This window comes from Nocardia sp. NPDC058176, from assembly GCF_042883805.1.
In the GTDB taxonomy this organism is placed as follows: Bacteria; Actinomycetota; Actinomycetes; order Mycobacteriales; family Mycobacteriaceae; genus Nocardia.
In genome coordinates this window covers 2,523,803-2,548,630 of the sequence record NZ_JBHVVA010000001.1, presented here as the reverse complement: position 1 = coordinate 2,548,630, position 24,828 = coordinate 2,523,803, and the positions used below count along the sequence as shown (strand labels likewise).

Genomic DNA, 24,828 nt, shown 5'->3' with positions numbered 1-24,828 from the left:
GCTAGCGACTGTCGGCCGTCGACGGACCGGTGGAGAGGAGGACACCGCGCGCGGCACCCGCGCGCAGGGTCTGCTCGACCTCGTCCAGGAAGGGCAGTACCACCGCCCTGGCCCGCGCGGTGGCGGGATAGCGGGCGCGCAGGGACAGGCCGTTGTCGTCGCGGGAGAACCAGATCTGGACGTCGTCGGCGGAGCTGGTATTGGAGATGTGGGTGGCGTCGCGGGCCTCGGCGCCGGGCAGGCGCCGGTAGTCGATGTAGGACACCATGAAGATGTCGGCGCGGCGCAGGCGCAGGCCGCCCAGCGCGTGCAGGGTCTCGGCCAGGGGGACGGTGCCGACCTCGATCGCCGCGCGGACGGCGTGCTGGGCGTGGCTTACGGTCTGGGTGAGCTCGCCGGTGGCGTCCACCGTGACGGGGGCGTTGGTCGTGAACCACCCCACGGCGTGCTGCCACCGCGGTTCGTGTCGGGTGTGCATCGGGAACAGCAGGCGTGCGCGATCGCCGCCCCCGACGGCACGGATGCCATGCGCCGTCGCGGCCAGTACGCCGGCGAACACGCCTGAATCGGCGGTGCGGCAATAGTTCTCGAAGTCCATGGTGGTTCCGGCCGACAGGATTCGACGCAATTCCACGGCCTGCGGTGCGGAACTGCCTGGTGCGAGACCCAGATCGAGCGGGAACGACGGCGGAACCACTCCCTGATCGCCGAAGAACTCCCGCCAGCCGTCCAGGCGCGGATCGTCGTCGCGGAACTCGACCGGCTCGGCGCAGTGGTCGACGAAATCGCCCACCGGGGGCAAGGTTTCGGGGTCGGCGCCGTGATAAAGCAGCCGTAGTTCCTCGATGACGATCGCGATCGAGTAGGCATCGACATGGGCGTGGTCGAAGGCGCACACGATGGTGGCGGTGTCCGGCCGGTCGATGGCGGCCAGGAGGTAGGCCCGCTCGGCGAAGGGCGCGCACCGATCGTTGCAGTGCCGCCAGAGTGTGTCGCGCAGTGCGGCGCCGGAGTGGTGCACGGCGCCGGGCTGCTCCGCGAGCCGGACCGCCGCTGACCGCAGCACCCGGCGCGGGCCCGTCGAGGTGGGGACGAAGGAACTGCGCAAGGTGCCGTGGCGGGCGATCAGCGCGCGGTAGGCATCGGCCAGCGCCACCCGATCCAGCGGGCCGGACACCTCGAATGCCGCTGCCAGCCAGGTGTTTCCCGCTTCGGACCCGGCCAGATGGACGAGCTGGTTGAACGACGGCGGTATGGGCGAATCGATCGAAGTCCCGTCGTCGCGCACGGTCCAGTGCACGAAGGTCCCCGGCTCGGGTACGTACCGATCAACCGTGGTGACGCGCAACCGCCACCTCCAGGTCCCCGGCCCCGATCAGATAGTCGCCGTCGGCGGCGACGGCGTCGAACACCCGGCGCAGGTGCGCGTGATACCGGGCCAGCTGCTGCTGGGCGAACGGCGTCCCCGGACTCTGGCAGCCGAGATAGAGATGCTCGGCGTCACGGTTGAACCACATCGACGCGTTCGAGGTCTCGCCCTCCCCGGTGAACAGCATGCCCCGCTCGTAGGGCGCGGTCCCGGTACCGGGGAAGCGGCGGAAGTCCATGTAGGACAGCATGTTCGGGCTGGTCATCACGGCGGCCGGGTCGGCGCCGGAGGCGAGCAGCGCGCCGAGCACCGCCTGCAGGGGCACCGCGGACAGGGCGATCGCGCGATCGTAGGCCGTGTTGGCGCGGGCCACCAGCTCGGTGAACGAGGTCGCGCCGTGCACGCTGAACGCCACCGGCGCGAAATTGCACAACCAGCCCTGTGCCAGCAGGAACTCACCGAATCCGCGCGTACTCAGCACCGTCATGCCGTAGTACTCGTCGCGCCCGGCGAGCTCGCGATCGGTGATGGCGACCGCGGCGAGCACCCCGGCCACGTAACGTCCGCCCGCGGCGCGGCAGACCTCGGCGAAGGCGGCCGAACCGGCGCCGTCGAGCACATCGAACTCGATGCCGTGCATCGGCGCGGTGCTCCCCGGCTCGAGGCCGAGATCGAGGGGGAAGCGGGGCATCAGATGGCCGTGCCGCCGGAAGATGTCGACCCATTCGACGATCTCGGGACTGGACGGGGAGAACCGCTGGGCCCGTTCGTGTTCGGTACGGGCGTAGTCGGGGAAGCCGCCGGTCGGCGCGGCGGTGTAGGGGCCGAGCGCCCGCCCGGAGGTCTCGTTGTCGTAGAAGTCGAGGAGCTCGGTGAGGACGAGGGCCTGGGACGCGCCGTCGCTCAGGGCGTGGTCGGTGGCGTAGTAGAGGGTGAACGAGTCCGCGCGGGCGATGGCGCCGAGCAGGAAGCCGGGCCAGGTCGTCGCCACCGCCTCGCGGGCGATGCGGGTGAGCGCGTGGTCGCGGAACTCGGTGTCGCCCAGGGTGTGACCGGTCGTGTGCGCCTCGAACGCGATCCGGTCGGCCTCGACACTGTGCCGGGTCACCGTGGCGTCGTCGGTGGCGAACCAGGTCAGCAGCCCGCTGTGCCGGACGACGAACCGCCGCAGCGCCCGGCTCATCGCCTCGGCGTCGAGCACGCCGTCGACCTCGGTGGTCACCGCGAGATACGCGGTGTGCGGCTTGCCTGCCTGGGCCCGGGCATGCACACCGCGAAGGTGATTGTCCTGCAGGAAGGTTCCCGGATCGGGATCGGCGGGCGCCGCGGTGGCCGCCCGGCGGGCGGCCTCGGTCGGCTGCCATTCCACCAGGGCGCCCGCCGCGGGGCGCCAGTTGCGCAGTGCGGTGATGATCATCGGTACTCAGCTCACTCCGGCGGCCGGTGCGACAGCGGTGCGACGGTCGACCAGTTCGCCCTCGGTGGTCACCGTCGACAGCATCGCGGTGAAAGTGTTGATGAACCGGTGCACATTCGCGGTGGCGACCTCGTTGCTCGGGAACCGCGCCGAGACCGCCAGCCCGCCGGGGGAGCGGGCGATCCAGAAGTACACCTCGTCGTCGGACTCCTCGCCGCTGCGCAGCGGTCGCACGTTCCACTGCTGCCACTGGGCGGCATCGGGAACATGGCGGACATCCACATACGACACGACGAACCGCGGCACCTGATCGCAGCCGAGCAGTTCGGCGATCCGCGGAAACGGATAGTGCGCCAGTGGTTTCGCCGTATCGATCGCCGTCGAGGTTCGGGCGAGCAGTTCCTCGAGCGTGTCGGCGCCCGCGTGGTCGATCTCGAGCGGGAGCAGGCCCACGTACCAGCCCATGGCGTGCACATGCGCGGCGGTCTGCCTGGTGTGCACCGGCATCGCGCAGCGCAACGGCTCCGAGCCGACCAGAACGCGATGGGTCGCGGCGAGCGCGGCGAAGACCGCGGTCTGGACCGAGTGCCCGGCCCGGCGGGCACGAGCCTGGAGCTGCTCGGCCTGTTCGGCGGTGAGCACCCACGACGAGAGCCCGCTCTGATGCAATCGGGTCGGCGCTTTGGCGCGCGGCGCGATCGGCAGCGGGAACGCCGGGAACTCGGCGTTGCGCAGATAGCGGCGCCAGACGGTGACCGCGGGATCGGTCGCGGTGAGTGCCGCGCCGACGGCGCGATCGTGCGCGCCGAAATCGATGTAGCTGCCGACCTCGGGGAGTTCGGCAGGCGCCCCGGTGAGCACGGAATGGTAGATGCGCTGAATCTCGCTGATGGCCAGCATCATCGAGTAGGCGTCCATCACGGAGTGGTCGGCGCCGAAGACCAGCAGAAAGCCCGTTCGATCGCCGGTCAGCTCGGTATCGCTGACGGTCGCGAGCAGGCAGTGCGGCCACTCGGTGGGCGAGAGCCGGGAGCCGAAATAGTCGGTGAGGTGCTGATACACCCTGGTGCCGGTGCGCAGGTGCCCGACGCGCCGGGCCGCGACGTGGACGTCCTCGGCGGGGCAGGTGTAGCGCGTGAACCGGTCCTCGTCGGCGTGGGCCGTGGTGCGGAAGGCGTCGTGGCGGGCCATCCAGCGCCGCAGCGTGGTGCGGACCGCGGCCTCCTCGAACGGCAGCGGAATCTCGAAGATCGTGCCGAGCCAGGAGCTTTCGCCGCCCGATGATCCGCCCGACCGCACGCAATGCTCTTCGTGCAGGTGACTCAGCGGACGATCGTCGCGCCGCCACGCACTCGATCGACCGGTGACCGGCACCCATTCGATGAGCGTCCCCGCCCGAAGCGGATAGTCGGCTAGCTCTGTGAATTCCATACGAATGCGCCCCAACCATGTTGCTGACCGAAAGCTGAAAACACTGTGAATCCCCATGCTCGCCCCGCGGTGCCACAACGTCGACGTTGAATGGACCGATGGCGTCTACCCGGTGACGGGCATGAAACGAGCGTAGGGGTAACCGGAAGATAGTTCCTGCCGGGCGGCGGTGGCCTTCGTCACGATGTTTCCGGCTGGATATATCACCTGGCTATGGCGATATTTCGGGCATGACAGGGTATTTCGAGGTTTCCATCGGATCAGCGTCGGGTGAACATCACGTTGCCTGGCGATACCTCATCGACAATGTGGCGATCGATACGCATCCGGCGAACGATGTGGGGTTGCCGCTGTATTCGCACAGAACATAAGCTGCCAGAAGTTCGCAGTGGTGCGACCGCACTCCCGTACGGCATTCGTCGATTATTCGGCGCCGACCGATGAGGAGGTGACGATGGTCGAATTCGAATCGGCGATCGAAACCAGGGGATTGACCAAGTCTTTCGGCGCGTTCCGCGCGGTGGACGGCATCGACCTGACCGTGCCGATGGGCACCGTCTGTGCCGTGCTCGGCCCGAACGGGGCGGGCAAGACGACGACGGTCCGGATGATCGCGACCCTGCTGCGCCCCGACGCGGGCACCGCGCGGGTGTTCGGCTACGACGTGGTGCGCGATGCCACGGCGGTGCGTTCGCTGATCGGGCTCACCGGGCAGTACGCCTCGGTCGACGAAGATCTCACCGCCACCGAGAACCTGACGATCTTCGCCCGGTTGTTCGGCTCCTCCGGTGCCCGCGCCGCCCGGCGCGCAGATGAACTGCTCGAGGAGTTCGGCCTGCAATCCGCCGCGAGCAGACCGCTCAAGCACTTCTCCGGTGGGATGCGCCGCAGGCTCGACCTGGCCGCCAGCCTGATCGGCCGGCCACCGCTGTTGTTCCTCGACGAACCGACGACCGGGCTCGATCCGCGCACGCGGGTGCAGATGTGGACGACGGTGCGGGAACTCGTGCGCACCGGCACCACCGTGCTGTTGACCACCCAATACCTCGACGAGGCCGACGAACTGGCCGACCGGGTCGTGGTGATCGACCACGGCCGGGTCGTCGCCGACGGCACCGCCGACGAACTCAAAGCCACCGTCGGCGCCGCCGCGCTGACCCTGCGCGTTGCCCCCGCCGACCTCGCCACCGCCGCCGCGCTCGTACACCGCTACACCGGCGCCGAGGCGGTCCTCACCACCGACGACGGGAACATCACGGTCGCGGCCGCCGACACCACGGCCCTGCCCGAATTGCTGGCCGCCCTGCGGGACGCCGGGATCGAGGTGCGCGAACTCGGCCTCGCCCAGCCCAGCCTGGACGAGGTGTTCTTCGCCATCACCGGCCCGACCGACCCGCTGCGCGTTCCGGAGCCCGCGTGACGACCGCGGCCGAGCGGATCGGCACACCCACCGCGGTCCGCCGGATCTCGCTGTCGCAGTCGGCGTATCACGCCTCGACGATGGCGCGGCGCGGTCTGCTCAAGATCAAGCACAATCCGCAGGAGCTGTTCGACGTCGTCGCGCTGCCGGTGGTGTTCACGGTGATGTTCTCCAGCATCTTCGGCGGCGCCATCGCGGGCACGGTCACCGGCTATCTGCCCATCCTCATTCCCGGTGTGCTGGTGCAGGTGGCGGTCGCGGCCTCGGTCAACACCGGGGTGAAGCTGCGCGAGGACATGAACAAGGGCGTGTTCGACCGTTTCCGCGCGCTGCCGATCGCGCGGATCGCGCCACTGGCCGGTTCGCTGCTGGCCGACATGGTCCGCTACGCCGTCGCCACGGTCATGACGGTGCTGGTCGGCCTGGCGATGGGCTACCGCCCCGCCAGCGCCCTCGGCCTGTTCATCGCCTGCCTGCTGGTCATGGTGGTGGCCTTCGCCCTGAGCTGGATCTTCGCGCTGATGGGCGTCCTGATGGACAAACCCTCCACCGTCCAGGGCGTCTCCATGCTGGTCCTGATGCCGCTGACCTTCGTCTCCAACGCCCTGGTCCCGGTCTCGACCATGCCCGGCTGGATGCAGGCCTTCGCCGGCGTCAACCCCGTCTCCCACCTGGTCACCGCCGTCCGCGAACTCGCCGACGGCCGCTACGGCCCCGAAATCGCCATCTCCCTCCTCGGCGCCCTGGCGGTCATCGCCGTCATGGCCCCCCTCACCGTCCGCATCTACATGCGCCGCACCTGATCCGGCCGGGTAGCCCGTGGGAGACCACGGGCTACCCCGGTCCGGTCTAGGGTGCGACGCGTTCGGGGGTTTTGCGGAACAGGTCTGTGGGGGTGAAGCGGCCGGTGTGGGTGTTGTAGGTGCGGAGGAGGGCCAGGCGGGCGGCGTGGAGGGTGATGATCGGGGGGAGGTAGAGGGTGGCGGCGGCGAGGGCGAGGGCGTAGCGCTTGTGGAGGAGGAGGGTGCGGGGGAGGCAGGACATGTAGCGGGTGAAGGAGACCATGCCGGTGGCCATGCGGCGGGGGGCGACGCCGACGGTGATGGTGGGGAGGAAGGCGTTGCGGCCGCCGATCTCGGTGACGCAGAGGCCGGTGTCGACGTCTTCGAAGACGTCGCGGCGCATGGCGACCCGGTCGCGGATCAGCGCCCAGGTGTGCTGTCGCAGGATCATGTTCGAGCCGTAGAGCACTGGCACCTGCTTGACCCGGTGCGCCTTGCGCTCGCGCCACCGCTGACGCAGGGCGCCGACCGTGTCGCCGTAGGGGAGGTCGTAGGCCTGCCCGCGACCACAGGCGGCGGCCCAGTGCCCGGTCGTGTCGGCGGCGAAGAAGTCGACGATGTGGCGGGCCCAGTCCGGCGGGACGAGGGTGTCGGCGTCGATCCGGGCGATCAACTCGCCGACCGCGCTGTCGAGCCCGCGATTGCGGGCGTGAACGAGTCCCTGTTCGGATTCGCCGATCAGCCGGATCGCGGGCCAGCGCACGGCGTGCTCGGCCACGATCGCGGCGGTGCGGTCGGTGGAATTGTTGTCCACCACGAGCACTTCGGCGATGTGCTCGCGCTGCTCGGCCAGCCGAGCCAGACACTTGCCGATGATCTCCTCCTCGTTGTAGGCGGGGATCACCACGGACAGCGACAGCGGGTTCATCGGACTCCTCCACGGGACGGGCCTGCACCGACGGGCGTGCGGGCCGAGACTTCGACGAGCGCGGCCGCGGCGCGGACGGCATCGTGCGGTGCCACCATCGCCGCCGCCACGCGCCGGGCGGCAGCGGCCCGTTCGGGGCGAAGGAGCTCGCGCACCGCGCGGGTGAGGGTGAGCCGGTCGAGCCGGGTGGCGGCCAGACCGGCACCGACACCGAGCGCGTCGAGCCTGCGCCCCCACATCGGCTGATCGGCCCCGATCCAGCAGGCCAGCGCCGGGATTCCGGCCCGCAGCGCGGCGGCGGTCGAGCCCGCGCCACCGTGGTGCACGGCCGCGACACAGCGCGGCAGCACCGCCGCGTGATCGACGGCGCGCACCACCCGGACCCGGTCGCTCGACTCGCCCGCCATGAACTCGCTCCAGCCCGCGGCGACCAGCAGCCGCAACCCGAGCGCGTCGGCGACCTCGGTGAAGGTGCGGGCCAGCCGGTCCGGGTCGGCGATCGTCATGCTGCCGAATCCGACGTAGAGCGGCGGTGATCCGGCGTCGAGCCAGTCGTCGAGGCCGGTGCTGTCCTCGCCGATCATGGCGCGGGTCTGCGGGGTGAGGTCGAGGAATCCGATCAGGGGCCGCTCGCGCCCCCACTCCTGTGCCAGACCGGGAAACAGCACCGGATCGTAGGCCTGGATCTCGGGGACGCGGCGCTGGGCGATCCGGGTGGCGGGCGGGCTCGTCGGCGGTGGCAATCCGAGGTCGGTGGCGAGTTCGCGTTCGGCCGAGCGGGTCGCGAGCCAGGTCAGCTGTTCGAGCGCGACCCAGCTGAGGTGATGCGCGCGGCCCGGCGCCGCACGCAGCGGCAGCAGCGAGGCGACGCTGTTGCGGCGCAATGGGCAGTAGTGCAGCGGAACGTACGGAATGCCACGCGCGGTGGCGACGTTCAGTAGTCGTTCCTGCCCGACGCTGCCGCCGATCACAGCGTCCGCGCCCGCCGTGAGATCCATGAGTTCGTGTTGCGCCCGGCGACCGTCGCGCACCGTGAGCCGGGCCAGTGCGCGCAGGCGGGTGAGCGGGTTGGCCGATTTCAGTTCGCTCGACACCAGCGCGGAATCGAGCAATTCTTTCGTGTCGGCGCCGAAATCCCGGGTGGGAATTCCGGCACGTCGACAGAAATCGGCCAGATTCGGCGGAACAGCCATTGTCACATCGTGGCCGAGCGCCCGTAATTGCACGCCGAGCGCCAGGCCGGGCTGCACGTCACCGCGGCTGCCGGTGAACGCGAGTACGAATTCCATCGAGCTCCTCGCAGTACGGCTACCAGGGGGTCGAGAAAAGCCACCGTAACCAGATCGGCGCGCACCGCGCGCGGTGAGAGCGGCGACGGGTGCTCCATCTCACAGACGGCGGGTGGATGCTGGTCCATTGCTGCCTGTTTCGCCTACCGTGCTCGTAACTCGAGGCAGGGAGATCGATGAGGTTTCTACTCGCGTTCAATGGCACACGCGGAGATGTCCAGCCTGCTGTGGTCGTCGGGTCGGAGCTGCAGCGTCGCGGCCACGATGTGCTCGTCGGGGCACCGCCCAATCTGGGTGAGTTCGTCGCGGCAGCCGGGCTGGCGACCGCGCCGTTCGGCTACGACACCCACGCGCACATGAACTCCGAGGTGGTGCGGACGAAACTGCGCACCGGCGGCCCGCGGCAGCGGTGGCAGGCCTTCACCGAGATCCGCGATCTCGGCTGGTCACAGGCGGTCGCCGACATGGCGGAACTGCACCCCGGCGCCCAGGCGATCGTCACCGGTTTCGTCACCGAGCAGATCGCCGCGCCCTTCGCCGAGGCCACCGGCGCGGCGTGTATCTCGCTGCACCACGCGCCGATCCGGCCCAACGGCACCGTCTCGCCGGTGCCCGCCGCACTGTCGGGCCTGCCGCCGGTGGTCACGCGCGCGAGCTGGTGGCTCACCGAGAGCGCGATGTGGCTGCTGACCAAGGACCGCCAGAACGCGCTGCGCCGCGAACTCGGCGTCGCAGGCACGGTCCCGTGTTCGCCCGCGGACCGGCTCGAGATCCAGGCCTACGATCCACGGCTGTGCCCCGAGCTGGTGGACGAGTGGTCCGAACTACGCCCGTTCGTGGGATTTCTCGGCCTGGCCGCCGAGCAGCGCGCCCGCATCGGCGCCGACACCGGCGACACCGCCCTGCTGGACTGGATCGCGTCGGGCACCGCACCGGTCTACTTCGGATTCGGCAGCATGCCGGTGCCCGATCCGGCGGCGGTGGTCGACGCGATCGTGCGAGCCTGCGAGCGACTCGGCGTGCGCGCGCTGATCAGCAATGGCTGGGCCGGGCTCGACGTGGCCGACAGCGCGGACGTGCGAGTCGTCGGCGCGCTCGATCACGAACGGATCCTGCCGCTGTGCCGGGCCGCGGTGCACCACGGCGGCGCCGGCACCACGGCGGCCGTGCTGCGCGCCGGAATTCCGGGCCTGGTGTGCTGGGTGGGCTCGGATCAGCCGTACTGGGGTGCGCAGTGCGCGCGCCACGGGGTCGGCTCCACGACCCGGCTGAAGGGCCTCACCGCCGACACTCTCGTCACCGAGCTGACCACCGTCCTCGCCCCGGAGCCCGCGCACACCGCGCGCGAGCTGGCCGGGGAACTGATCACCCCGGAGGCGGCGGTGCGGCACTGCGCCGACCTGGTCGAAGAGCACGCCGAGGCGGGCAGCCCGGCCCGGCGCGGTGAACGCTGATGGCTGCGGTCGCGCGCATGCAGCCCGAGGACACCACCTACTGGTTGGTGCGCGAGGCCTTCGGCTGGTCGGTGGTCCTGCAGATCCTGTGGCGGTTCCCCGCGGCCCCCGAGCGTGCCGACCTCGAGGCATTCGCTGAGCGACTGCGCCACAGCGTGCTCAACCGCCGGCTGGTCCGGGCACGGACACCGTTCGCCAGACACCGCTGGGAACACGCCGATTTCGCCCCTGAGCTGCTCGTCGACGAGGGCACGATCCCGGTCGATGACATCGAATCCTGGTCCGGCACAGAGCTGCACAGCTCACCTCTCGACCCAGAACATGGCCCCGCCTGGCGCCTGCGCGGAACACCGATCACCGACGGTGGCTTCGTCCTGTCCCTCACCGCACTCCACCTGATCGCCGACGGCCGCACCATGGTCACCGCCGCGACAGCGGCCTTGACCGGCACTCCCTCGGACCCACTGGCCCGTCCGCCCATCCACGACCCGTCATCCCGCGTCGCCGCGGATGGACTCGGCCCCCGCGCCGCCCGCCGGGCTGTGCGCCGCCTGTCCGATTCCGCCCCGGGGATCCTTGCTACCCGCGGGGCAACGCGCCGGCTGGGCGACATCGCGTTGGACGCCGCCGACGGTGTCGGACAGGTCGCCACCGCTGGACTCGGAATCGGGCGGGCCGCAATGGCATTCACGCGCCATCGCGGTTCGCGAGCCCCTGTCGACGAACGACCCGCCAAGCCGCAGGCGCATGTGCGTTCTCCGCTGGCTAGGAATTCCTGGGCCACGGTCAGTGTCGAGGTGGCGCACTGGGAATCGGTCGCGAGGCAGCACGGGGGCACGACGAACACCCTGTTCATCGCGGTTCTGGCCGGTGCGCTGCGCGCGTCCGGGTACGGTACAGCGCTGAAGATCGGCATCCCGGTGAGCCGTCGCGCCGAGGACGACGACGCGGGCGGCAACGCCACCGCGGGTGTCTCGGTGCAGCTGATCGACGAGCTGATCCCCGGTGGCGACCTCGGACCCCTTCGCCGCCAGTGCAAAGAGGCGTTCACCCGGCTGTCGGCAGGGGAGCGCGCCCCCCATGTGCACCTGCTGCCGCTCGTCGCGCTGTTGCCGACGGTGCTGGTGGTGCGTGCTGCCACCGCCGGCTCGGGCATGCCCGACGTGGTCGCCTCCAACCTCGGTGACTTCGGCGACGAATTGCGGTGCCTGGGCGGCGTTTCCGCGACCGCGGTCGCCTTCCGCGGCATCGCGCAGGGCGTCGATCCGGCCGAGCCGTACCGCTTCGGCGACGGCGTCCAATCCTGGGCGATCCGCACCGGTGACACCTGGACCTTCTCCGTCGCCGCCTTCGACGAGCAGCACTTCCCGCACCCGGACGACCTGCGCAAACTACTCGCCGCCGAGCTCGACGGCTGGGGTGTCGAGCACCGGATGTGGTGAACCTCGCTTTCGGGCTCCGCCGAGATGCGGGGGCACCCGAGCCTGGCTAGCCTGGCGAAATGAACCGTGTTGCCGGGGCAGACGAGTCATATCTTCTCGCCGAACAGCTCTTCGGCTGGTCGGCGCCGATCCAGTACGCGTGGGTGTTCGGTACCGAACCCGACCCCGCCGAGCTGGCGCGTTTCAGCGACCAGCTCGCCACCGGATCGCTGAGCCGCAAGGTGGTGCGCGCGGTGGTGCCGTTCGCGCGCCACCGCTGGGTGCGCTCCCCATACCCGCCGGTGCTGCGGATCGACCCGGACCCGATCGCCGACGCCGAGATCGGCGCGTGGGCCGACCGCACCCTGCGCGCCGCCGACCTCGACCCTGTCGACGGACGCGGCTGGCAACTGATCGGTGTGCGCACCACCTCGGGCAAATTCGCCCTGTCGCTGCTGATCTCGCACATGGTCGCCGACGGCCACGGCCTCTACAACGCCCTCGCCGCCGCGAACGCGGGCAGCTCGGCGAGCACCCTGCCCAGCGAAGCCGAGGTGCTCGCCCGCCCGCGCTGGCGCGCCGATGCCGGGGACGCGCTCGCTCAGCTCGGCGCTGCGGCGTCGGCGGCTCGCGTGATCGCCACCGAACTCTGGCGCACCCGCGACAACCGGACCCCCGCCGCGGCCCGCCCGCCCCGCGTCGCCGACCTGGCCACCGACGGTCCGGACACCACCCTCGCCATCGTCGACATCGACCGTGCCCGCTGGACCGAACAGGCCCGCGCCTTCGACGGCACCGGCAACAGCCTGTTCACCGCACTGCTCGGTGGCATCGTCCAGCGCTCCGGCGCACCGATCGGTCCCGACGGGCTGCGTGTGTGCATCGCGGTGAGCAAGCGCGAAGCCGGTGACGAGCGCGCCAATGCCTCGGGCGGGGTCTGGATCCGGGTGCCGGATCCCATCACCCCCGACGCGGGCCTGCGCCAGATCCGAACGCTGAGCAAAGAGGCGTTCACCCGCTACGCGGCCGCCGGGCAGGACAAACTCACCGACAATCTCCAGCCGGTCGTGCGCCTGCTGCCCAACCGCGTGATCGCCACGATGATGCGCGCGATCGCGGGCCCCGACACCACCGTCTCCAATCTCGGCGCCGCCCCCGACAGCGTCATCGAGATCGCCGGTCGGCGCGCCGAATCCTTCGCCATCCGCGCCATCATGCAGGGCCGCAGCGCCGCCGAACGTCGCCGTCAGGGTCCGGCGGTCGCCGCCTGGGCGGTGGAATACGACGACAAGCTGACCATCACCTTCTTCGGCATCCACCCCGACTATTTCGGCGACGAGGACAAGCTCCGCGCCCACATCGACGCCGAACTCGACGCCTGGGGCCTCGGCGGCACCAGCTGGTGACCCGCCGCGCGGCACCGGCGGCGACGCCCGAAGACCGCGGCTGACCGGCGATCCCGAAATCAGCGGCCGCTGAGGCTGTTCCAGCGTCGGCGACCGTGCGATGATGGAGAACACATTCGTTCGCAGTGTGGGTGGGGCCGCCGCTGACAACCTCGTTCGTCGACGAGCCGGGACCAGGTGTCCCCGGACGGCGAATTCCGTACCCGCGCCGCGTGTTCGCGTTCGATCCGAGGTGGTTCGCCGTGTACCAGTTCCCACCCGACCCGGTCCGCCGCCCCGCTGCGCATCCGAAGCGCTGGTCCCTGATCGCCGTCGTGATCGGTGTCGTGCTGGTCCTCGTCGCGGCCGGTGCCCTCGCCCTGCGCGGACAATCCGGCACGAATTCCGCAGGCACCACAGGTGATTCGAGTTCGACGACCGAGCTGCGCGTGACCGCGCGGGTCGACCTGTCCCAGCCCTACCGCAACACCCCCGCCGAGGCGTGGCCGGAGGGGGAGGCGGGCATCGTGGTACCGCCCGCCGCGCCGATCGGTCGCTACTCGGCCGATCAGGTGGCCACCGCCATGGCGAAGGCCGCCGCGCTGATCAGCGCCTCCCGGCTGAACCGGCATGTGCTGGAGACCCACGATGTCGAACCGGTGCTGGCGCTGCTGTCCCCGCATCAGGCCGACGCGTTGCGTGAGCAGCTCGGCGAGGGTGACGAGATCGCCGCCGCGTGGCTCTCGATCCGGATCTCCCCGGATTACACCCTGCTCCCGGTGACCCCACGGGTGACCGGGAAGATGTCGACCGCGCTGAACGAACACGACGAGCTCGTGATCCGCACCGACTATCTGGTCGCCTACGCGTTCGACGCCCGTGAACCGTCGCGCCTGGACGGACCGCTCGACATCGTGTCGGTCGTTCGCTGGGAATTCGATTACATCTGGATCGACGATCCGCACTATGACGACCGCTCGCAGGGCATGTACCTGGGCGACGTCGATGGCCATCACTATTCGGTGAGCTGCCGCCATCACGACCAGGGCCTGCTCGCGCCGAACTATCTCAATCCGCCTCGCTTCGGTTCCGTCTTCGCGGATGAGGACCCCGAGACCTACTTCGACCCGAACGCGCCGATCGCGAGCGACGCCGACTGCTGATCCGCGCAGCAGGGATCCCCGCAGGTCGACCCGGAGTGTTGGCGCTCCCGCGGCAGCAGAGGTTAGCCTGGCCTAATGGCAACCGAGACTGTGAATCGTCCGACCATGGCCTACGCGCCGCTGCTGGTGCGGCGCGCGGTGCGGCTGACACCGAGCATGGTTCGGATCACCCTCAGTGGTGACGATCCGGCCGCGCTGGTCGATGTGGGTCCTGACCAGTACACGAAGCTGTTCTTTCCGCTGCCCGGCCAGGCCCGGCCCGTGGTGCCGCCGCCGCTGGACGCCGAGGCGGGGGTGATGAGCTGGTATCAGCAGTACCTGGCGATGCCCGACGAACTCCGGCCGCCGATGCGGACCTATACGGTCCGGGCGGTGCGGGCCGAGTCGAGCGAGCTCGACATCGACTTCGTCCTGCATCCCGACCACGCCGGGCCCGCCTCGGAGTGGGCGGCGCGGGCCGAGCCCGGTCACGAGATCGGCTTCCTCTGCCCGCCGCACGCCCTCTACACCCCGCAGGCCGACGCCGCCTGGCAGCTGCTGGTGGGTGATGAGACGGCGATCCCGGCGATCGGCGCGATCATCGAACAACTCGCACCCGGCACCGTCCTGCGCGCGTTCGTCGAGGTTTCCGGCGCCGAGGACGAGCAGCGTTTCCAGACGCGCGGTGACGTCCGGATCGAGTGGGTGCATCGCGGTGCCCGCCCGCATGGCGAAGCGGTGGTCGATGCCGTGCGCGCCGCCGAATTCCCTGACGGCGCACCGTATGCCTGGATCTCCGGCGAGTCGAACCTGGTGAAGTTCACCCGCCGCCACCTCGTGCGCGAACGCGAGATCGACAAGCAGGCCATCACCTTCACCGGTTACTGGCGCAAGGGCCGCTCCGAGGAGGACAACGGTCGCGAGAAGGTCCGTCGCGCCGCCGCGGGCGAGCCGCTCGTCGAAGAGGACTGAGACACCGCCCGTCCGGTCACCGGGAACCTGATCCGGACGCGGTGATCGGCGGCGGTATCGGATCCGGCTCGGGTCCTGGTGGCGTCGGTTCGGGCCCCGGTACGGGCGGAACGGGTTCGCGCGGGTCCGGTCGTCCGGGTTCGGGAGGACGCGGCGGTATCGGATCCGGCGGTGGCGGCGGTACCGGTTCACCCGGCGTGGGTGGCGCGGGCTCCGGTGGCGCGAACGGGTCCGGCGAATCGGGAACCCGCCCTGTGGGCGGCGGCTGATCCGGCAACGTCGACATGTCCCTCCTCCTCGATGCTCGAAGCATTCGAGGCGCGACTACCCGTTCCCGGACCACCCAACCACCTGCCCTCGGCCCGCGCGGAGACCGAGCGGCTCGCTCAGCTGCGGGACAAGGGTTGGGTCGAGCAGCGAAAAGCGCCACCGAACAGGCGGGAGACGGCGAAGTCGATGTACTCGACGGTGACGCCCCTGACCTCCAGAGCGCGGCCGACCCGGTCGAACGCCGGGTCGGTGATGTAGGTGTCGGGATCGATGGGCAGGCCGTTGGTGGCCATGGCGGCCGCTTCCGCTTCGCTCACCTCGATGAAGTCCCAGTCCCGCAGGCTGTCGGGGACGCCGTCGGGCAGGCGGTCGCCGCAGCGGATCGCCAACCCTTCGCGGACGAGTCCGAGCGCGCAGTCCAGATGCAGCACGTGCGGGGCCAGCCGCACCGGTGTGACGGAAAGGCCGTGCTGCCGTAGATATTTCGTCAGCCATGCGCACCCCGACTCGTCGGTCGCCATGCCGGACACGCCGACGAACACCTCCGTGCCGTGGACGAGGACATCGCCGCCCTCGAGGAACGGACCTTCACCGGCGACGCCGACCGGCGCGATCGCGGGCTGGGGGATCGCGACATAGCCCGCGGCCGATGGCATCACGCGATCGAGCAGAATCGACCGGCTCGGCAGCACCTCACCGCGGCGATGCCGAAACTGCAGCGACCCTTCGATCACCTGGTCGCCCACGGTGAACCAGGGATCACGGACGAAGAAGTTCGCGTATCCCTCGGCGCCGGCGGCGGCCTTCTCCTCGGCGGTGAACAGGCGAGGGCGCAGTACCTCGACACCGTGGCGGCGCAAGACCTCGGCGAGCTCGTCGCGCTCGGCTTCCCAGACGCGCTGGCGGTCCGGGAACACCGCGCCGAAGTCCTTTCCCCAGGTCTGCTCGAGGATCTGCACGGCCTCGGGTTCCACCGGCATCCGATGACCGAGAATCTCCGGACTGTCGGGCGCCCGGAACTCACACCGGGCGACGACCACGGTGTGCAACGGCGCGAACTCGCTGGTGACCCCCACATTGTCGGCACCCATCGGCACACGATACCGCGCGGTCGCCCGCCGGGCCGGGAGCCTGATTCGACGACATCGTAATCCGGCCATTCGTGGACGAAATCAATCCGTTGTGGTGCGCGTGGTCCTGCCAGACTCGTTGGTGTGATCAGCGCGATTGTGCGAATTCGGTCCATTTCCTACGAGGCAGAAGGCGTGCTGTCTTTTGTGCTCATCGATCCGGCGGGGGCGCCGTTGCCGCCCTGGGAGCCGGGGGCGCACGTGGATGTGGTGCTGCCCGATGGTGTGGTGCGGCAGTACTCGCTATGTGGTGATCCCGCCGACCGCGACAGCTACCGGATCGCGGTGCTGTTGGAAGAGCAGGGGCGGGGCGGGTCGGCGTGGATGCACGAGAAGGTGCGGCCGGGCACGCTGCTCGAGATCAGGGAGCCGCGCAACAACTTTCCGCTGGCCGCCGCGGATCGGTACGTCCTGATCGCGGGTGGGATCGGGATCACCCCGCTGCTGCCGATGATCCGCGAACTCGACCGGAGTGGTGCCGCCTGGGAGCTGCACTACGGGGGTCGCAGTGCGGAGCGGATGGGCTTCGCCGGTGAACTGGCGGCCTACGGCGAACGGGTGCGCCGCTATCCGCAGGACGAGTGCGGGCTGATCCCGCTGCCCGAGATTCTCGATCCGGTGGCGGCGGGCACTCTCGTCTACTGCTGTGGTCCCGGACCGTTGCTCGACGCGGTCGAGAAGTCGTGCACCCCGGATGTGTTGCGGGTGGAGCGATTTCATCCCAGGGAGCTCGAGACCGGACCCGACCGTCCGATGACGGTGGTCCTGAACCGCTCCGGCCGGACCATCGAGGTTCCCGCGGACGAGACCGTTCTCGACGCGCTCGAACGCGTCGGCGCCGACGTCCTGTGGTCGTGCCGTGAGGGCACCTGCGCGACCTGCGAGACCCCGGTGCTCGAAGGCGAGATCGACCACCGCGACTCGATCCTGACCGCGAAGGAGCGGGAATCGGGCGAAACCATGATGATCTGCGTCTCCCGGGCCCGCACGGATCGCCTCGTGCTCGACGCCTGAAATCCCCTGTGCTGCTGGAAGGTCGGAATTGTGCACGATGTCATTGTCGTAGGGGCGCGCTGCGCCGGTGCCACGGTCGCGATGCTGCTCGCGCGGCGCGGCTACCGCGTGCTCTGCGTCGACCAGGCGAACTTCCCCAGGGACTCCGTCTCGACCCACATGCTGCGCCAGGGCGGTCTCGCGCGACTGCGTGACTGGGGCCTGCTCGACCGGCTGATCGCCACCGGCTGCACGCCGATCCATTCGATCACCATGTCCTACGGCGACGCCCAGTTCGCCGGCTTCGCCGACCCGATCGACGGCATCGCCGAGACCTACGCGCCGCGGCGCATCGTGCTCGACGCACTGCTCCAGGACGCGGCCCGCACGGCCGGTGTCGCACTGCGCGAGGGGATCACCGTGGTCGACCTGGTGCGCGAGGGCGAGACCGTCACCGGCATCGTCGGCCGCGACCGCGACGGTCACCTCGTCACCGAGCACGCCCGCCTCGTCATCGGCGCCGACGGTTACGCCTCGACCGTCGCCAAACTCACCGGTGCCGAGAAATACGACGTGATCGCCGGGGAGACCTTCACCGCCTACTCCTACTGGACCGGCCTGGACATCCAGAGCCAGTTGCGCATCGGCGACAAGCAGGCGGTCGGCGGCTGGCCGACCAATGACGGCAAGACGCTGATCTGGTGCGTGCAGTACGTCGACCGGTTCGCCGAGTTCCGCACCGATGTCGAACGCAATTTCCACCTGGCGTTCAAGGAGACCGCCCCCGACCTAGCCGAACTGCTCGACGCCGGGGAACGCGCCGAGCGGTTCACCCTCGCCCGCTATCCGGAGAACTTCTACCGCGAATCACACGGCCCCGGATGGGCACTCGTCGGTGACGCCGGATATCACAAGGACCCGTTCACCGGCCTCGGCATCAGTGACGCGTTCACCTATGCCGACCTGCTCGCCGAGCGGGCGCACGAGGGCCTGTCGGGCGCGCGACCGCTGACCGGGGCGCTGGCGGACTACCAGGCGCAGCGGGACAGGTCGAGCAAGCCGATGTACCGGTTCACCTGTGATTCCTCGCGACTCGTCCTGCCGGACAGCCATGTCGAGGTGATGCGGGCGTTGCCGAGCAGCCCGGCGCACACCACGCAATGGTTCCGGATGATGGCCGGTGGGCTCAGTGGTCGCGAGTTCTTCGCCGAGGACAACATGCGGGCCCTGTTCGACGCGGCGGGCCGGGCATCGTGATGACCGTCCAACCGTTCGACACCACCGGGATCTACCGCGACGAGCATGGGGTTGCCCACTACGCGGACCTGCCCGAGTCGCTGATCGCCATGCTGCGCACCACCGTCGGGACCTGGCCCGAGCGCGAAGCCGTCGTCGAGGTGGACGGTGAACGGCTGTCGTTCCGGCAGCTGTGGGATCGCGCGACGCACGTCGCGGGCGGATTGCGTGACCAGGGTGTCCAGCCGGGAGACCGTGTCGCCAATCTGCTCGATGCCGGAACCGATTGGGTCGTGGGCTTTCTCGGCACGGTGCTCGCGGGTGCCGTCGCGGTGCCGGTGAATACCCGCTTCGCCGAGCCCGAGATCGCCTATGTCCTCGAAGATTCCACCGCGACGTTCACGCTGCGTCCGGGAGTCGCCCTGCCGCAAGGCGATCCGTACGTCCATGACGACGCATGTCCCGATGATCTGGCAGCGATCTTCTACACCAGCGGCACCACCGGCCGCCCCAAGGGTGCGATGACCACCCACCGCAACCTGCTCGCCACCGTCGAGAACGTGCGCAGACTGGCCGACATCGGCGACGACGAGGGTGCGACCCTGCGCAACCTGGTCTCGGTGCCCCTGTTCCACGTCACCGCCTGCAACAGCCAGCTGATCCCGCAGCTGGCGATCGGCGGTGCCACGATCATCCTGCCGCGCTTCGGAATCCAGCCCTTCCTGCGCGCGATCGTCGACGAGCGGATCACCTCGCTCACCAACACCCCCGCCATCTACTACCTGGCCTTCCAGCAGCCCAACCTCGCCGAATTCGATCTCGGCGCGGTCGAACGTGTCGCCTACGGTGGTGCGCCGGTCGCGCCCGCGCTGGTGCAGCAGATCGCCGAGCACTTCCCGAACGCGCGCCTGGCCAACGGTTTCGGCCTCACCGAGACCTCCTCCATCTCGACCTACCTCCCGCACGACTGGGCACTCGACCACGCGGAATCGGTGGGCTTCGCCGCGCCGATCGTCGACCTGGCCATCGACGCGCCCGACCCGGTCAGCGGAGTCGGTGAACTGCTCATCCGCGGCGCCAATGTCGTTGCCGGATATTGGAACAACCCCGAAGCCACCGCCACGAGCTTCGTCGACGGCTGGCTGCGCACCGGTGATCTCGCCCGCCTCGACGACCAGGGCCTGCTCTCGATCGCCGATCGCGCCAAGGACATGATCAACCGCGGCGGCGAGAACGTGTACTGCGTCGAGGTCGAGAACGCCCTGGCCGGTGCGCCCGGCATCGGCGAATCCGCGGTCGTCGGCGTCCCCGACGACATGATGGGGGAGAAGGTCGGCGCGGTCGTCGTGCCACTGGCCGGCACCGAGTTCGACGAGCTCGCCGTCCTCGCCCACCTCCGCGAGCATCTCGCCGATTTCAAAGTCCCCCAGTACTTCTCGGTCCGCACCGAGCCGCTGCCGCGTAATCCGGGCGGCAAGATCGTCAAGTCCGCACTGCGGTCGGCGGCGTTCGCGCCCGTCGCACGAGGCTGACCGCACGCGATAACCGGGGCATGCGCCTGACTGCCACCCGGGTCGCCGACGGCAGTCAGGCGCAGTCCCGCCGCACGAGAGTGATGCTGGTGCGTTTGTGTTCGGCGAAGGCGGTGATGTCGTCGTCGGGGGAGAGGTCGTCGGCGTGGTAGCCGATCGCGCTGCGGATGATGCCGCGGGTGAGGTCGTAGGTGTCGGTGTAGTACAGGGTGCGGCTGACCCGGGTGTAGGCCGGATCGGCACCACGGTCGGTGCCGGAGAGATTGACATTGGCGGTGAACCAGCCCGTGCGCGCGGCCAGCAGCGTGGTCAGGATCCGGCTGGTGGCCTCCGGCACCCAGGTCCAGTCCCAGCCCTCGGGTTCGGCCCACGGCCCGCCGAACTCGCGCGAGAACGCGATACCGGGCACATCGCGCACCGCAGCTTCCTGCACGGCGCCATAGGTGCCGCTGACATTCAGTGCGCCGCCGAGGTTCTCGCCCGCGTTCACCCCGCTCAGGCACAGGTCGACCGGGCCGATCAGCCCGGAGGTCAGCGCGAAGACCACGCAGGCCGCGGGTGTCGAATTCACCTGGATCGTCGGAATCCCCGCGACCGGTTCGGCCCACGCCCAGTCCGCCGCGACGCCACTGCGCCGGGACTGCCCGGCACCCGACATCGGCCCGCTCGGGGCGACCACGGTCGCGTCCACCCCGAGCGCGCGCACGCTCTCCGCCAACGCCCGCAGACCGGGCGCGCGGTAGCCGTCATCGTTGGTGATCAGCAGGTGCATCGGCGGCCTCCACTCGTGCGCCGGTGGCCGGGTCGAACAGGTGCAGTCGATCCGCGGGGACGTGCACCCGCACCGATTCGCCGACCGCGGGCGCGGGACCGTTGGCGGGCACCGTCACCGCCCAGCGACCCGACGGGCCGGTGCACTGCGCGATCTTCGTGTCACCGGTGAACTCGACCAGATCGACGACACCGTGCACCGAGAGTCCCGATGGCCTTGTCGCGCTGTCGGATTCGAGGGTGCCGTCACCGGGACGCCAACCGAGGCGCAGCTCGTCGGGCACATCGAGCAGCGGCCCGGCCAGCCGCCCGGCGAGCCCGGGACCGGTCAGCCCGTCGCGGGTGTCGTCGATCGTCACTGTCGCCAGGTTCATCGGCGGACTACCCAGGAAGGTCGCGACGAACAGGTCCGTCGGCCGTCGATAAACCTCCGCCGGACTGCCGACCTGCAACACTTTCGCGTTGTTCATCACCACCAGATGGGTCGCCATCGACAACGCCTCCAACTGGTCGTGGGTGACCAGCACGATGGTGTTGCCGAGCTCGCGATGCAACCGCACCAGCTCCACCCGCGCCTGCTGACGCAACTGGGCGTCCAGCGCCGACAGTGGTTCGTCGAGCAGCAGCACCTTCGGCTGCCGCACGATGGCCCGGGCCAGCCCGACGCGCTGACGCTGACCACCCGAGAGCTGCGCGGGCCGGCGATGCCGCAGCTCACCGAGCCCGAGGCTGGCACACGCCTGCGCCACCCGCCGTTCGATCTCGGCCCGATCGAGCCCGGACTTGCGATTGTGCTTGGCCTCCAACCGCAGCCCGAAGGAGATGTTGCGCTCGACCGTCATGTGCGGATACAGCGCGAAGTCCTGGAACACCATCGACACCCCACGCCGCCCCGGCGCCAGCTCGGTGACATCGGTGCCGTCGATGAGCACCCGCCCGTCGGTGGGCGGGATCAGCCCGGACACCACGCCGAGCGCGGTCGACTTGCCGCAGCCGGACGGGCCGACCAGCACGGTCAGCGACTGCCCCGGAATGTGCAGGCGGTCGACGTCGAGCGCCGGGCTGTCGTCGTCGTAGCGTTTGGTGATGCCGTCGAGCAGCACACCGGCCGACAGGTCGGCCTCGGCACGCACCGTCACGGGTTCGGTCACACTGAGACTTGTCATGTTGATTTACCGCACCCCTGAGTGAAGGAAGGCGTCCGCGATCCGTCGCGACGCCAGGACATAGATCGCCACCACCGGCAGCGAGGCCAGCATCGCGGCGGCCAGCATCGGCCCGTACTGCGAGCTCTCCGGGCCCAGGAACAGCGCCAGACCCGGCTGGATCGTGGTGTCCTCCGGATCGGGCATCACCAGCAGCGGCCACAGGAATTCGTTCCAGGTGCTGATGAACAGCAGGATCGCCACCGCGCCGAGCGCCGGGCGCAGCAGGCCGAGCACCACGTGCCGCAGGATGTCCCACGACGTCGCGCCCTCGAGCACCGCCGCGCCGATCAGCGACTGCGGGATCGCGCGAATGTGGTCGCGCAGCAGCAGGACGGCCAGCGCGCTCACGCCCAGCTGCGGGATGATCACGCCGATCGTGTGGCCCTGCCAGCCCAGCCGCGCCGTCATCAGGAACTGCGGAATGATCAACGCCTGCGGCGGGATCAGCAGCGAGGCGCCGACGGCGACCAGCACGAGACCGCGCCCGCGGGCCCGGTCGAAACGCACCAGGGCATACGCCCCCGGCAGCGCGACGAGGATCGTCGTCACCGTGACGCCGAGGGCCATCACGAAGGTGTTGTACAGCAACCGGCCGATCGGGAACCGGCCCAGCGCCAGGTCGTAGTTCTCCAGGCTGGCAGGCACCGGGATCGGATTGAGATCGAAGATCGTCGTCACCGGTTTGAACGAGGTGGCCAGCGCCAGCACCACCGGGAACAGCATCGCCACGATCGCCGTGATCACCAGCGCGTGGCGGCCTATCGTGTCACCGCGTCGCACGGAATCTCCTCGAGAGCAGGGAACTGAAGGTCAGCAGCAGACCGAAGACGATCGCGATGACGATGGCGGCCGCCGAGGCGGTGCCGGCGTCGAAGAAGGTGAAACCGTAGGTGTAGAGCCGGTAGTAGACGTTGTCGGTGGCACCACTCGGCCCGCCCCTGGTGAGGACGCCGATATTGGTGAACAGCCACGGCCAGACGACCACCATCGACAGCAGCCCGAGCAGGATGAACGGGCGCCGCAGCTGGGGCAGGATGATCGCGCGGGTGATCTCGCCCTCGGTGGCGTCGTCGAGGCGCGCGGCATCGACCGTGCGGCGATCGACATTCGCCAGGGCGGCGCCGAAGAGCAAGGTGTTGAGCGCCACCACCTTCGGTGCCGTGACCGCGACGATGGTGGGCAGCGCGGTGGCCGGATCCCCGAGCCAGTTCACCGGCTCGACGCCGACGATCCCGAGCAGCTGGTTCAAGGTGCCGTGGAGCGGATCCAGAATGAACTGCCACGACAGCGCGTTCGCCACCGGCGCGAGCACCACCGGCAGGAACAGCAGCATCCGGTAGAACTCGCTGGTGCGGCCCGGCCGCTTCCACAGGGCGATGGCCAGCGCGCACGGGACGACGGTCGCGAACGGCAGCACCCACACCGCGTACTTCACGGTGTTCCAGGCGGCATTGCCGAATTCCGGCTGGGTGAGCAGGGTCTGGTAGTTCGCCAGCCCGTTCCACTCGATGTCGGGCGCGACCAGGTTCCAGTCCAGGAAACTGAGCACCGCGGTGAACACGAGCGGGCCGTAGACCCAGACGATGATCGAGAGCATGACCGGCGAGAAGTACAGCCAGGCGACGCCGGACTGTGTTCCGCCGCCGCCGGGCCTGTTCCGTGGCTTGGGCGGCGCGAGGGTGAGGGTCATGAGCCGGTCCGCACGGCCAGCAGGGCGCGCGTGGTCGCCAGCGCCTCGGCGAAGTGCCGGGCGTGGCCCATCTCGACGATGATCGCCGGATCGCGGGGAAAGGCGGTGGTGAACACTTCCGTCAGCGGGATCGTGCCCCAGCCGGGCGGCAGGTGCAGATCGCCTTCGCCGAGCAGTTCGAGTTCGTAGGGGCTGGCCTCGGGCTGACGCGCCATCCGGCCGAAGTTGTCGTGCAGATGGATGTGCCCGACGTAGGGCGCGACCTGGGCGACCGCCGCGAGGAAGTCGAAATTCAGATAGCTCGCCGCCAGATAGGCGTGGCCGATGTCGAGGCACATCGACACCGCGGGATGGTCGATCAGGGCGACCTGCTCGGCCACCGCGTCCAGGCGCATCCCGTAGGAACGCCGGGTGAGTACCGCGGGGGTCGGCGCCCGGTTCTCGACCGCGATCATGACCCCGCGCGCGCCCGCCTCCTCGGCCAGATCACGCAGCATGGTCCGTTCGGTGGCCATGCCGGCGGTCAGTTCCTCGCCGTCGCTGTAGCGATTGGGCAGTACCCCGGCGTGATAGACCAGCACTTCGGCCCCGATCGCACCGGCGATCTCCAGATCCGCCAACAGCCCGAGCAACTGGGCTCGCGCGCTCGCGGGATCGAGGAGATTGCCGGTGCGGCCGGAGGAATGCCAGGAGCTGTGCAGGGTGAGCTGCAAGGGGCACCCGGCCAGTGCAGCGCGCAACGCGTCGATGCGCGCGCGCTGTACCTTTCCGCCGATCACCACACCGAGCCCGCAGCCGCCGATCTCGGCATAGCCGAATCCGGCGGCGGCGGCCTCGTCGAGGAATTCGCGCATCTCCTCGAAATCGGACTTCAGGAGTTGCTTGCCCGCCCACGGATTGACCGTGAGACCGATCCTGTTCGGGGCGGCACCGTTCGGGATGCTCTCCGACGGCGTTGCGGCGAAAACCTTGTGTGACAACCTGCTGT

Annotated in this window: 21 protein-coding genes; 10 read left to right on the top strand and 11 right to left on the bottom strand. The window is 69.7% G+C overall.

From position 1 onward, the window contains the following. Window position 1 precedes the first annotated feature (1 nt). The 3 genes from ACFVVM_RS11815 to ACFVVM_RS11805 are packed head-to-tail and all read right to left on the bottom strand — an operon-like array spanning window position 2 to window position 4,217. Window positions 2-1,348 carry a condensation domain-containing protein gene (locus ACFVVM_RS11815; protein ID WP_387616399.1) on the bottom strand — a complete coding sequence of 449 codons (1,347 nt, stop codon included), beginning with the start codon at window positions 1,346-1,348 and terminating at the stop codon, window positions 2-4. Further along, entirely contained in the window at window positions 1,329-2,786 is a 1,458-nt protein-coding gene (locus ACFVVM_RS11810) for a condensation domain-containing protein (protein WP_387616397.1), read from the bottom strand. The genes ACFVVM_RS11815 and ACFVVM_RS11810 overlap by 20 nt, the downstream gene beginning before the upstream one ends. A gap of 6 nt (window positions 2,787-2,792) precedes the next feature. Then, the gene (locus tag ACFVVM_RS11805) at window positions 2,793-4,217 is read right to left on the bottom strand and encodes a condensation domain-containing protein (protein WP_387616395.1); all 1,425 of its coding nucleotides are present in this window, start codon (window positions 4,215-4,217) and stop codon (window positions 2,793-2,795) included. Window positions 4,218-4,671: 454 nt separating this feature from the next. Here ACFVVM_RS11805 and ACFVVM_RS11800 point away from each other — a divergent pair, with 454 nt between their 5' ends. Together ACFVVM_RS11800 and ACFVVM_RS11795 are read left to right on the top strand one after the other, a co-directional pair. Next, window positions 4,672-5,637: an ATP-binding cassette domain-containing protein gene (locus tag ACFVVM_RS11800; RefSeq protein WP_387616393.1), complete on the top strand. Its 966-nt coding sequence runs from the start codon at window positions 4,672-4,674 to the stop codon at window positions 5,635-5,637. Continuing rightward, window positions 5,634-6,440 (top strand): ABC transporter permease, encoded by an 807-nt coding sequence (locus tag ACFVVM_RS11795; RefSeq protein WP_387616391.1) that lies wholly within the window; start codon window positions 5,634-5,636, stop codon window positions 6,438-6,440. The genes ACFVVM_RS11800 and ACFVVM_RS11795 overlap by 4 nt, the downstream gene beginning before the upstream one ends. Window positions 6,441-6,486: 46 nt before the next feature. Here the strand turns inward: ACFVVM_RS11795 and ACFVVM_RS11790 are convergent, their stop codons facing one another. After that, entirely contained in the window at window positions 6,487-7,347 is an 861-nt protein-coding gene (locus ACFVVM_RS11790; RefSeq protein WP_387616389.1) for a glycosyltransferase family 2 protein, read from the bottom strand. Continuing rightward, window positions 7,344-8,636 carry a glycosyltransferase gene (locus ACFVVM_RS11785; RefSeq protein WP_387616387.1) on the bottom strand — a complete coding sequence of 431 codons (1,293 nt, stop codon included), beginning with the start codon at window positions 8,634-8,636 and terminating at the stop codon, window positions 7,344-7,346. Before ACFVVM_RS11785 ends, ACFVVM_RS11790 begins: the two co-directional genes overlap by 4 nt. Window positions 8,637-8,812: 176 nt before the next feature. Between ACFVVM_RS11785 and ACFVVM_RS11780 the strand changes: the two genes are divergently transcribed. The 5 genes from ACFVVM_RS11780 to ACFVVM_RS11760 all read left to right on the top strand — a co-directional run bounded on the left by ACFVVM_RS11780 (window position 8,813) and on the right by ACFVVM_RS11760 (window position 15,010). After that, window positions 8,813-10,090: a glycosyltransferase gene (locus ACFVVM_RS11780; protein WP_387616385.1), complete on the top strand. Its 1,278-nt coding sequence runs from the start codon at window positions 8,813-8,815 to the stop codon at window positions 10,088-10,090. Continuing rightward, window positions 10,090-11,532, top strand: coding sequence for a hypothetical protein (locus ACFVVM_RS11775; RefSeq protein ID WP_387616383.1), 1,443 nt, complete (start codon window positions 10,090-10,092; stop codon window positions 11,530-11,532). The genes ACFVVM_RS11780 and ACFVVM_RS11775 overlap by 1 nt, the downstream gene beginning before the upstream one ends. Before the next feature lie 59 nt (window positions 11,533-11,591). Continuing rightward, window positions 11,592-12,917, top strand: coding sequence for a hypothetical protein (locus ACFVVM_RS11770; RefSeq protein ID WP_387616381.1), 1,326 nt, complete (start codon window positions 11,592-11,594; stop codon window positions 12,915-12,917). A 242-nt stretch (window positions 12,918-13,159) separates the two neighbouring features. Next, on the top strand, window positions 13,160-14,059 hold the full coding sequence (locus tag ACFVVM_RS11765; RefSeq protein ID WP_387616379.1) for a hypothetical protein: 900 nt from the start codon (window positions 13,160-13,162) through the stop codon (window positions 14,057-14,059). 75 nt (window positions 14,060-14,134) lie between these two features. Then, entirely contained in the window at window positions 14,135-15,010 is an 876-nt protein-coding gene (locus ACFVVM_RS11760; protein ID WP_387616377.1) for a siderophore-interacting protein, read from the top strand. A 386-nt stretch (window positions 15,011-15,396) separates the two neighbouring features. Here ACFVVM_RS11760 and ACFVVM_RS11755 read toward each other — a convergent pair whose 3' ends face one another. Further along, entirely contained in the window at window positions 15,397-16,371 is a 975-nt protein-coding gene (locus ACFVVM_RS11755; protein ID WP_387616375.1) for a dimethylarginine dimethylaminohydrolase family protein, read from the bottom strand. Between the two features lie 174 nt (window positions 16,372-16,545). On the opposite strand from ACFVVM_RS11755, the gene ACFVVM_RS11750 reads away from it, so the two are divergent. From ACFVVM_RS11750 to ACFVVM_RS11740, 3 genes are read left to right on the top strand one after another with little or no spacing between them, the layout of a single operon-like run. Continuing rightward, the gene (locus ACFVVM_RS11750) at window positions 16,546-17,424 is read left to right on the top strand and encodes a PDR/VanB family oxidoreductase (RefSeq protein WP_387616373.1); all 879 of its coding nucleotides are present in this window, start codon (window positions 16,546-16,548) and stop codon (window positions 17,422-17,424) included. Between the two features lie 30 nt (window positions 17,425-17,454). Beyond that, window positions 17,455-18,660, top strand: coding sequence for an FAD-dependent oxidoreductase (locus ACFVVM_RS11745; protein WP_387616371.1), 1,206 nt, complete (start codon window positions 17,455-17,457; stop codon window positions 18,658-18,660). Continuing rightward, window positions 18,660-20,171: a class I adenylate-forming enzyme family protein gene (locus tag ACFVVM_RS11740; RefSeq protein ID WP_387616369.1), complete on the top strand. Its 1,512-nt coding sequence runs from the start codon at window positions 18,660-18,662 to the stop codon at window positions 20,169-20,171. The genes ACFVVM_RS11745 and ACFVVM_RS11740 overlap by 1 nt, the downstream gene beginning before the upstream one ends. A gap of 55 nt (window positions 20,172-20,226) precedes the next feature. On the opposite strand, the gene surE is transcribed toward ACFVVM_RS11740, so the two are convergent. The 5 genes from surE to ACFVVM_RS11715 are packed head-to-tail and all read right to left on the bottom strand — an operon-like array spanning window position 20,227 to window position 24,820. Next, window positions 20,227-20,943, bottom strand: a complete 717-nt coding sequence (gene surE, locus ACFVVM_RS11735; RefSeq protein WP_387616367.1) for a 5'/3'-nucleotidase SurE — start codon at window positions 20,941-20,943, stop codon at window positions 20,227-20,229. After that, window positions 20,918-22,108: an ABC transporter ATP-binding protein gene (locus tag ACFVVM_RS11730; protein ID WP_387616365.1), complete on the bottom strand. Its 1,191-nt coding sequence runs from the start codon at window positions 22,106-22,108 to the stop codon at window positions 20,918-20,920. The genes surE and ACFVVM_RS11730 overlap by 26 nt, the downstream gene beginning before the upstream one ends. A 6-nt stretch (window positions 22,109-22,114) precedes the next feature. Beyond that, window positions 22,115-22,930: a carbohydrate ABC transporter permease gene (locus ACFVVM_RS11725; RefSeq protein WP_387616363.1), complete on the bottom strand. Its 816-nt coding sequence runs from the start codon at window positions 22,928-22,930 to the stop codon at window positions 22,115-22,117. Next, on the bottom strand, window positions 22,917-23,840 hold the full coding sequence (locus tag ACFVVM_RS11720) for a carbohydrate ABC transporter permease (RefSeq protein WP_387616361.1): 924 nt from the start codon (window positions 23,838-23,840) through the stop codon (window positions 22,917-22,919). Before ACFVVM_RS11720 ends, ACFVVM_RS11725 begins: the two co-directional genes overlap by 14 nt. Then, window positions 23,837-24,820 (bottom strand): sugar phosphate isomerase/epimerase family protein, encoded by a 984-nt coding sequence (locus tag ACFVVM_RS11715; protein WP_387616359.1) that lies wholly within the window; start codon window positions 24,818-24,820, stop codon window positions 23,837-23,839. The genes ACFVVM_RS11720 and ACFVVM_RS11715 overlap by 4 nt, the downstream gene beginning before the upstream one ends. Between the last annotated feature and the right edge of the window lie 8 nt (window positions 24,821-24,828).

Excerpts from the sequence above, each read along its gene's own strand:
- surE (WP_387616367.1), bottom strand. The coding sequence starts at position 20,943 with ATGCACCTGCTGATCACCAACGATGACGGCTACCGCGCGCCCGGTCTG.
- ACFVVM_RS11775 (WP_387616383.1), top strand. The coding sequence starts at position 10,090 with ATGGCTGCGGTCGCGCGCATGCAGCCCGAGGACACCACCTACTGGTTG.
- ACFVVM_RS11755 (WP_387616375.1), bottom strand. The coding sequence starts at position 16,371 with ATGGGTGCCGACAATGTGGGGGTCACCAGCGAGTTCGCGCCGTTGCAC.
- ACFVVM_RS11720 (WP_387616361.1), bottom strand. The coding sequence starts at position 23,840 with ATGACCCTCACCCTCGCGCCGCCCAAGCCACGGAACAGGCCCGGCGGC.
- ACFVVM_RS11810 (WP_387616397.1), bottom strand. The coding sequence starts at position 2,786 with ATGATCATCACCGCACTGCGCAACTGGCGCCCCGCGGCGGGCGCCCTG.
- ACFVVM_RS11740 (WP_387616369.1), top strand. The coding sequence starts at position 18,660 with ATGACCGTCCAACCGTTCGACACCACCGGGATCTACCGCGACGAGCAT.
- ACFVVM_RS11805 (WP_387616395.1), bottom strand. The coding sequence starts at position 4,217 with ATGGAATTCACAGAGCTAGCCGACTATCCGCTTCGGGCGGGGACGCTC.
- ACFVVM_RS11780 (WP_387616385.1), top strand. The coding sequence starts at position 8,813 with ATGAGGTTTCTACTCGCGTTCAATGGCACACGCGGAGATGTCCAGCCT.
- ACFVVM_RS11770 (WP_387616381.1), top strand. The coding sequence starts at position 11,592 with ATGAACCGTGTTGCCGGGGCAGACGAGTCATATCTTCTCGCCGAACAG.
- ACFVVM_RS11760 (WP_387616377.1), top strand. The coding sequence starts at position 14,135 with ATGGCAACCGAGACTGTGAATCGTCCGACCATGGCCTACGCGCCGCTG.
- ACFVVM_RS11730 (WP_387616365.1), bottom strand. The coding sequence starts at position 22,108 with ATGACAAGTCTCAGTGTGACCGAACCCGTGACGGTGCGTGCCGAGGCC.
- ACFVVM_RS11800 (WP_387616393.1), top strand. The coding sequence starts at position 4,672 with ATGGTCGAATTCGAATCGGCGATCGAAACCAGGGGATTGACCAAGTCT.
- ACFVVM_RS11785 (WP_387616387.1), bottom strand. The coding sequence starts at position 8,636 with ATGGAATTCGTACTCGCGTTCACCGGCAGCCGCGGTGACGTGCAGCCC.
- ACFVVM_RS11790 (WP_387616389.1), bottom strand. The coding sequence starts at position 7,347 with ATGAACCCGCTGTCGCTGTCCGTGGTGATCCCCGCCTACAACGAGGAG.